Here is a 356-nt window from a genome sequence, read left to right as displayed (position 1 = left end):
GCATAATGCAGATCTAGTTGTCACTCGAGGCGGCATGAATCGCGTTGCGATTGATATAATAAAAAGTAAAATCAAACATATTCTTCAAGAATAGTAACGGGAAACATTTGTATGACAACTTTTATGAGCGTAGTTGGCATGTTTGTGCTGCTAGCTATTGCATTTGCGGCGTCAACTAATCGCAAAGCTATAAAGCTTAGAACGGTAGGTATCGCATTTGCGATGCAAGTAATTATTGGTGGTTTTGTATTATTTTTTGATGCAGGTAAAAATGCATTAGCAAGTGTATCTTCCGCTGTTTCATCGGTTATTGGTTTTGCTAACGACGGTATAAGCTTTTTGTTTGGACCTTTAGC

General features: G+C 37.9%; 1 protein-coding gene and 1 pseudogene. Both read left to right on the top strand.

Annotated features, from left to right (window positions below; translation table 11 throughout):
- Positions 1–94, top strand: a pseudogene (locus tag AAEY62_RS20925) (uridine kinase); the annotation flags it as partial.
- 17 nt (positions 95–111) lie between these two features.
- Positions 112–356: Na+ dependent nucleoside transporter N-terminal domain-containing protein (locus AAEY62_RS20920; RefSeq protein ID WP_350636228.1), on the top strand; the 245-nt coding region annotated here is incomplete at its 3' end.

The sequence above is a fragment of the Pseudoalteromonas sp. GW168-MNA-CIBAN-0100 genome, assembly GCF_040309225.1.
Lineage (GTDB): Bacteria > Pseudomonadota > Gammaproteobacteria > Enterobacterales > Alteromonadaceae > Pseudoalteromonas > Pseudoalteromonas arctica.
Note: the sequence above shows the minus strand (reverse complement) of the source record. Positions and strands in the feature narration are given on the sequence as shown.